The 7,816-nt window shown below is 42.4% G+C and carries 7 protein-coding genes; 6 read left to right on the forward strand and 1 reads right to left on the reverse strand.

Annotation, left to right across the window (positions count from 1 at the left end):
* The 4 genes from WBM49_RS13860 to WBM49_RS13875 form a co-directional block, all read left to right on the forward strand.
* A partial coding sequence (locus WBM49_RS13860) for a head GIN domain-containing protein (protein ID WP_424372638.1) occupies positions 1-579 on the forward strand: 579 nt, incomplete at its 5' end.
* Between the two features lie 7 nt (positions 580-586).
* Positions 587-1,669, forward strand: coding sequence for a serine hydrolase domain-containing protein (locus WBM49_RS13865; protein ID WP_424372639.1), 1,083 nt, complete (start codon positions 587-589; stop codon positions 1,667-1,669).
* A gap of 122 nt (positions 1,670-1,791) precedes the next feature.
* Positions 1,792-3,129, forward strand: coding sequence for a Gfo/Idh/MocA family protein (locus tag WBM49_RS13870; RefSeq protein ID WP_424372640.1), 1,338 nt, complete (start codon positions 1,792-1,794; stop codon positions 3,127-3,129).
* A gap of 220 nt (positions 3,130-3,349) precedes the next feature.
* Entirely contained in the window at positions 3,350-3,505 is a 156-nt protein-coding gene (locus WBM49_RS13875) for a hypothetical protein (protein WP_424372641.1), read from the forward strand.
* A gap of 154 nt (positions 3,506-3,659) precedes the next feature.
* On the opposite strand, the gene WBM49_RS13880 is transcribed toward WBM49_RS13875, so the two are convergent.
* Positions 3,660-6,323 carry a DUF5916 domain-containing protein gene (locus tag WBM49_RS13880; RefSeq protein WP_424372642.1) on the reverse strand — a complete coding sequence of 888 codons (2,664 nt, stop codon included), beginning with the start codon at positions 6,321-6,323 and terminating at the stop codon, positions 3,660-3,662.
* Positions 6,324-6,559: 236 nt separating this feature from the next.
* Here WBM49_RS13880 and WBM49_RS13885 point away from each other — a divergent pair, with 236 nt between their 5' ends.
* Together WBM49_RS13885 and WBM49_RS13890 are read left to right on the forward strand one after the other, a co-directional pair.
* Positions 6,560-7,345, forward strand: a complete 786-nt coding sequence (locus WBM49_RS13885) for a hypothetical protein (RefSeq protein WP_424372643.1) — start codon at positions 6,560-6,562, stop codon at positions 7,343-7,345.
* Positions 7,346-7,412: 67 nt separating this feature from the next.
* Positions 7,413-7,816: quinone oxidoreductase family protein (locus tag WBM49_RS13890; RefSeq protein WP_424372644.1), on the forward strand; the 404-nt coding region annotated here is incomplete at its 3' end.

The raw sequence follows: 7,816 nt of genomic DNA on the forward strand, positions 1-7,816 counted from the left end.
GTGCAGGAAGTGGTCATAGAAACCGGGGAATTCTTACGCCCCGAGATCACTGCAGCGGTAGAGAACAACAGACTGGTAGTAAGAAATACAAATAATTGCAACTTGTTTCGGGAATATGGGATCACAAAGATTTTTGTGACCTCTCCAAATATAAATGAAATACGCAGCAGTACCGGTTGGCCCATTCGGAGTGATGGAATCCTATCCTATCCGGAATTGCAGTTGATCTCCGAAAGTTTTAGCAACCCGGAGACTGAAACTACAGACGGATCTTTCGATCTTAACCTCGCCACTCAAAACCTATCATTGGTAGCGAATGGAATCGCCTACTTCCAGTTAAGAGGAAGTACAGACCAACTTAGGGCTACCATAGCTGCAGGTGATTCCCGGATAGAAGCTGAAAATTTAATAGCGCAGGAGATAGTCATTAACCATAGAGGGAGTAATGATATGCTGGTGAATCCACAACAAATACTAAGGGGAGTGATCAGGGGCACAGGAGACGTTCTTAGTTTTACAAGACCAGATTCTGTTTCTGTTGAAGAATTATACAGGGGCCGCCTGATCTTTAAGGAGTAAGAGATTTATGGGTTTTATAGAATATTTAAGGCAACTTATCACCCCTGCTGTTTTGGGCGAGGCAGCCGGTAATACAATGGCCATAAAACAAATTGATGCGCGTTTCCAGACATTAATAGACAGTGGCAGTCTGCCTGGTTTATCGGTCACCGTACTTAAAAAAGGAAGAAAGGTCTTCCAAAAAGGTTATGGCTATGCCGATATAGATCGCAAAATAGAAGTAGACCCCTGCAAGACACAATTTAGGATCGCCAGCGCCTCCAAGCCAATTGCTGCTATGGCTTTAGCCAAAATGGTTGCAGAAAAGAAAATAGATCTGGATACTTCCTTCTACAATTACATCCCTTATTTTCCAAAAAAGAAATACGATTTCACTATTCGTCAACTGGCTTCTCATACGGCCGGTATCCGTGGGTATAGAGGCAAGGAATATGCCTTAAACAAGCCTTTTTCCATCAAAGAGAGTTTACAGATTTTCCAGGATGATCCCTTAGAATTTTCGCCGGGAACAGATTATTTGTATACCAGTTTTGATTGGGTGCTGCTCTCTCTTGCCATAGAAGAGGTAAGTGGAATGCCGTTTTCAGAATACGTGAGAAAAGGAGTGTTGGATCCTTTAGGGATGCATGCTACCCAGGCAGAATTTCCTGGAGTTGTTAAGAAGAGCATCGCAACGCCCTATACCGGGAGGAGATCCGGTTTTCGAAAGGCTATTCCGATAGACAATCAATTCAAATTGGCAGGGGGAGGCTATCTTTCTACCTCAGAAGATCTGGTGAAACTTGGAAGCGCATGTCTTGAGAATACTTTGATCCCTGCCGATATCTTGACCCAATTCCTGACTGCTCAACAAATAAATGGAAAATCTACCTATTACGGATTGGGGTGGCAGGTGAGCGAAGATCTTCAAGGTAGGCCCTATGTTGGACACGTAGGGAATGGAATAGGAGGTTATAGTAATTTCCTGGTTTACCCCAGAGAAGAAATGGTGATAGCTTTGCTGATCAATTGTACTGACCCCGGCATACAAACAGTATTGGATACGGAGATACTACCTTTATTTTTTTTGAGTAAGAAAGCAGATGTGTGACCATTTAAGAATTTGGGGTATTTGAGTTCCAACGAATTCATTATCTTTAAATTGGGTTCCCCATATATTTCGATCGATATGTTTTGAAAACCCTTCCTTATAAGTAACTAACATTATTTACCATGAAAAGAAGAGATTTTTTAAAGAATACAGCTGTTGCCTCCTCGGTATCCTTATTACCTTCCTCTATGTGGGGAATGCATCAGGATAAAAAATTACGCACTGCCCATATTGGGATTGGGGGCATGGGGGCAGAAGATCTGAAATCTGTTTCCTCGCATCAAAAAGTGGAGGTGGTAGCTCTCTGCGATGTAGACTCCACCAATTTAGAAGCAGCCAAACTTCTTCATCCAAATGCCAGGATTTTTGCGGATTACCGAATGCTCTTTTCAGAAATGGCAAATGAGATAGACGCAGTGATCGTCTCCACGCCAGATCACACACATGCACCTGCTTCCATGCTGGCCATGCAATTAAATAAACCTGTGTATTGCCAGAAGCCACTGGCCCATCATGTATCAGAAGTGAGAGCTATGCGAAAGCTTGCTGAGGAGAAAAATCTGATCACTCAGATGGGGATACAGGTTCATTCATTTTACGATTATAAATTAGCAACATTACTGATACAATCCGGAATTATTGGGAAGGTCTCCTGTGTACGCGCATGGTCTCCCAAGAATTGGGGATACGACGGACCAGCACCAACAGGAGCAGATCCTATTCCTGCAGATCTGAACTGGAATTTGTGGTTGGGTACTTCGGCCACCCGGCCCTATAAAGATCAGGTATACCATCCTGCCAACTGGCGAAAATTGTTAGATTTTGGCTGTGGTACCCTGGGAGATATGGGGGTACATATTTTTGATACGCCTTATAATGCTCTGCAGCTAGATGTGCCGTTTACAGTAAAAAATAATTGTCGCAGACCCAATGGTTTTGGGTATCCAGAGAAAAATACGGTAACCTATGAATTTCCCGCTACACCCTATACGACCGAAACTTTAAAATGGGTATGGTACGATGGGAAAGGTGCCCCTGCAATGCACAAAGATCTAAAATTACCCAACAACGAAAAACTCCCACTACAAGGAGCCATGTTTATTGGTGAAAAAGGAAGATTACTTTTGCCCCATTTTATGGAGTTGCCCAGACTTATTGTAGACGGTGAATACAAAGAAATAGACATAAGCCCGTTTGAACAATCTGGCCAAATAGGGGAACCAGTCAGAGACTACGATTTGGAAGGGCATAAGCACTATCACCAGTTTGTGGATGCCTGTTTAGGGACAGACACCTGCACGGCACCGTTTTCGTATGCTGCCCGACTAACAGAAACCATACTATTAGGGGTCATTGCGGGCCAATTTCCGAACAAAAAATTACACTGGGATAATGAAACAGCCCGGTTTAAGGAAGCAAAAGCCAACAAATACCTGGCAGGGAATTATCGCGATTTTTAGTTTAAATTTCCATAGACAATCTGCTATAAGAAAGCGTTGATTTTTTTACTTAGGATCTATAAAATTTGGATGATTCGTTGTTTCCATACCCCTAATTATTGTAACCTCTTGTTCACCCAAACCAGGCGAGGTGACCCTTTAAAGCTGGAAGAATGAAAAACCAGAAACTGAACGGCATTTTGCAGACTTAGCACAAAAAAAGGGAATACCCGAAGCGTTTTTGACCTGCGCCAATGAGGATGCGGTGTTGATGAGAAACAATTTACTGATCATTGGAAAAACGGCCATCGCTCAACAGTTTGAAACACAAGAGGCATCAGGGGACACTACCAGCTTAAGCTGGAAGCCAGATTTTGTAGATGTTTCTAACTTTTGAGATTTAGAGTATACCTATGGAACCTTTGTGTATACCTCTCAAGATTCTACAGGACATGCTAATAACATTGAGGGGGTATTTTATACGGTATGGAAAAGACAAGCGGATGGTAGCTGGCGCTTTGTTTTGGATTAAAAGTGCATAGATCTTAACCTCAGAGATTAAAACGGTAGGTAGCCTTTAGTAGAAAGGTATTGTTGGCTTTTTGATTAAAAAGCTGATCATTGATGATGCTTCCAAAACTGTCATTCACATCACCACTCCCTGTGATTCCCTGAGACCATACCAGAAAAATTTCAGATCCCGGGATATATTCCCAGCGAAGGACCAGGTTAGAACGGAATTGCACAAAAGCAAAGTCGGGATCACTAAAACTATAGTCAACAGAGCCATCGAGATCCTCATCTATCTCATATAACCCGTTGTTAAACTGTATCTGATCTTCAGAATACCAGTTAACTCTGTTATCAATGTTCTCTGCCGTGGCATTCACCACATAATTAAAATCTGAGAAATTAGCTTTAAAAATAAATGGCTGCCCATAGTACTGCAGACTCAAGTTGGGGTTTAGATTGTAATTTATTCGTAAGGTAGTGCTGAGTGTTTCCTGATCTATGGCGCCCAAAATGTACCTTGGCTGGTTACCGAAACTTTGCTCGCTAACGTATTGTGTTCTACTTGGATTCTGAGAGTACTCTGTGTTTAATGAGATGCTCAGGGAATTAATAGGCTGGTAATTAAATCTCAATTCATAGTTGTAAAAGGAAAAATTATTTTGGGTGGCCTGAGAGTTGACGGTTCCGGCTATGACGCTCAATTTCTTTCGGCGATCAGTTCCAAAAAAGAAGAACCAAAAATTCTCTTCATTATACCGCCATCTTGGGCCTCCTCTAAGAAATGTATTGACAAAAATACGGGGCTTGTGGGCTGCGCCGAAATCTATAAGGGAATTATTCTTAAAATTAATAAAGCCATTAATTTCATATTGAATACGGTTGTAGTTCCCCTCAAAATCGAATGCAGTGGAAATTTCAGTAGAAAAATTAGCTTGTCTGAACCAGGTGGTAGGCTGGTTAAATACTCTTCGGATGTTAGCGTATTGCCTAAGGTCATCGGCCTGTCTTAAAAATCCAATATCGTTTAATTCCAGTTCGGGAGACTTCCAGAAAGCACCTCCACTATAGCGCCAATTACCACCTCCGCCTTTGCCTATCTCAAAGCGGCCACCAGTGCCGCTCAGGGAGGTACGCGTAGGATCTACTGACACATGGCTCGCGTCCGATCGTTGAAATAAATGGGTAATACTGCGTTGTGTTTCTTCGATGGCCAATTCACTACCTACGACCTTACTAAAAGTAAAAACCCCTTCCATATAGTAGGTGCGGTTCTTCCAGTTATGCTTAAAATCGATCCCGCCGGTATAAGCAGCCTTATGTAAGAAGTCCAGATCACCTTCCAACTGCCTATTGGCGGCAGTGAAAATGCCGCCTATGTATGAGTTGCGCTCATTGAAATCTTTCTGTGCCCTGGCTACCAGGTAATTGGTTAGGGGTTCTACAATTTCTTTTCGTTCGTTTCCAATGACCGGTAAACCGTTGATAACTTCAGTACGTGTGTCCAGGGCTACTTCGCCATATTCCTTGGCAGTAACACTTTCCAATAGTCCAATCGTCCAACCATTTTGGGTCTTTCCACTAAATTTGGCGGCACCGAGGATGGTGGTGAAATTAGGGACATCCTCATATTCTCCAAGATCGGCGTTTGCCGTCGTGGATCCCTGAGGTGTTCTGCCAATTCTTCTGGAGAAAAAAAGATTATCAGGACCACCTCCTATTCGATAATCAAATACACTTTTATTTTCAACAAAGAAAGGGCGTCTTTCCTGAAAGAAGATCTCAAATCCATCAAGGGCAATGGCCCCTGGGTCTGCATCTACCTGCCCGAAGTCGGGATTTATCGTGAGATCGAGCGTCAGGTCGTTGGTGATCCCAATTTTTGCATCCAATCCGGCAGCCAGTTTTGAGTCCTGCCCGTCCCTGAACGGACTACCATCTTCAGCCTCATAACTGTCTAACTGTGTAAGCGTATAGGGTTGTATTTCCAATTGTTTTTGTGGGATAAGTCCGATAAGACCCTGCAATTCACCAAATTCACTTACCCAACCGGGAGGATTGGCATCTACAGCTTGCCATAAGGATCGTTCCTCATTGTTAAAATACCGGCGGGTAGCCTGCAATCCCCATACTTGTTCCTGTGCATTGCTAAACCGAAGCTGACTTAAAGGAATTCGGATCTCTGCGGTCCACCCATCTGCATCTATATGGGTGCTGAGAAACCAAATTGGATTCCAGCTAGAGTCAAAATTATCGTTATTGGAAACAAACTCATCACTTTTCACCCCTGAAGAAGACGCTGTGAATGAAAAGGCTGTTCTATCATCATTATAACTATCAATGTTAATTTCTACCCAGTCCCCAGGAAAAGTGTCGCGTCTACCAAGCCTTCGTTCTATGGTTGACGGATCTTTTTGATAACACTTAAAGCCTACATAGAGATTTTTATCATCATACAGGATCTTCATAAGCGTCTGCTCCGTGGGTGCGGTACCTGTATCTGGTTGAAATTCTATAAAATCACCTGCCCACTCTACCAGACCCCAGGCTTCATCTTCCATGAACCCATCTATTTTGGGAGATGCTATGGCCCCTATGTTTTTAGTTGAGTAAACGCGTTTTACGCGCACGCTGTCCCGGTCTTGGCCATAACAACGCATAGCCATGCCAATAAGTACGAAAATACCTAGAAGTGTTATTCGCATTGGTTAGTTGTTGTGTTTTAAAGACGCCTTGTACCTGCCTTTGTTACACTAAATTGGAAATTATTTGAATTTTCCCGGGAAATGCGTTAAAGCTTTCAGAAAAGTTACCGGCTTAACCCCCCTAATAATATGCATTGAAGCAAGCCAATCTGCCATTCACCTATATCTTAAAATATTGTTTAATTTTAAGGATAGGTCCTTTTCTGAAAGGAGGCTTATGCACTTAAATGAAATACATGGAATATCCTATAATTTTTCAAAAAATCAGAAGGATCAGTTTTAAGCTGTTGCTTATGTTTATTTCTTTTTATTCAACTGCTAGTTGGGGTCAGGTGAAGACTGTTTCAAAAGAAACAATGACCCTGCAGGCTACATGGATCTCCACGATAAATTCGAAGGAAAACCCCTCCTTGCTTTACAATGATTCTAGTGGTCTTTTCGTAGATGATTCATTATTTATTGGTCCTTCTACTATTCAAAAGGCATTGTATTCACAGATTGCCAAGGTTGGGACATTCGTTCAGTACGATACCATAGCCTCCTATCAATTACACGAAGGAAGTGTACTGGCAATCGGAACCTATACAACAGCTAAGGGCCTAAAAGTTTCCAGTATCATCGGTTGGCGAAAAGATGAAGTGTGGATAAAAGCCTTTGAGGCATTGGAGGAAAGATCGGTTCATATGCCTTATGCAAAGGAAGACATTGATCTGATGCGATCATCCTGGGAACTGTATTCTAACCAGCACAGACCAGACCTCATTGTACAAAATATCTTCGCAGCAAATGGGCGTTATTTCTACAATGGCTTTGAAAATAAAGGCAAGCAGATCACGGAGGCTTATGGCTATATGAGGGATGAGTCTTATTCAATAGACCTGATGCCTAAAAAGGTTTATCAGGTAACCGATAGTGTGATCTATGAGATAGGGATCTACAGAACCACGGGAGAGGGATTGTATTTCTTGCTCTGGACCAAAGAAGGGGATAGTTGGAAACTTCTACTGGACTTTAATTTTTAATCACAATGTTTTGCCATTGGATTTCCGATATTTAATCAGATAATCTTTTAGGTGTATACATAAAACTATGAAAGCCTTTATCTATAAAAAATACGGCCCTCCAGACGTCCTTCAACTCATGGAGGTCCCCAAACCTGTACCAAAACCAAACGAGGTATTGGTAAAAGTGAGGGCTACTTCCGTGAACCGTACAGACTGTGCCAATTTAAGGGCGAAGCCATCAATAATGAGACTTTCCATGGGGCCGTTTGCTCCTAAAAATCAGATTTTGGGGACAGAGTTCTCTGGAGAGATCACTGAGATAGGAACAGCAGTTACCAATTATGAAGTAGGTAACCGAGTGTTTGGATTTTCCGACAGTGGTTTAAGGTCATATGCAGAATATTTGGTGCTTTCACCCAATGATGCCTTCAGTATCATCCCCGATCATATTTCGTTTCAGCAAGCTGCCGGCTGTATTGAAGGAGCTCA

Origin of the sequence: Muriicola sp., assembly GCF_049669965.1 — a bacterium.
GTDB lineage: Bacteria > Bacteroidota > Bacteroidia > Flavobacteriales > Flavobacteriaceae > Muriicola.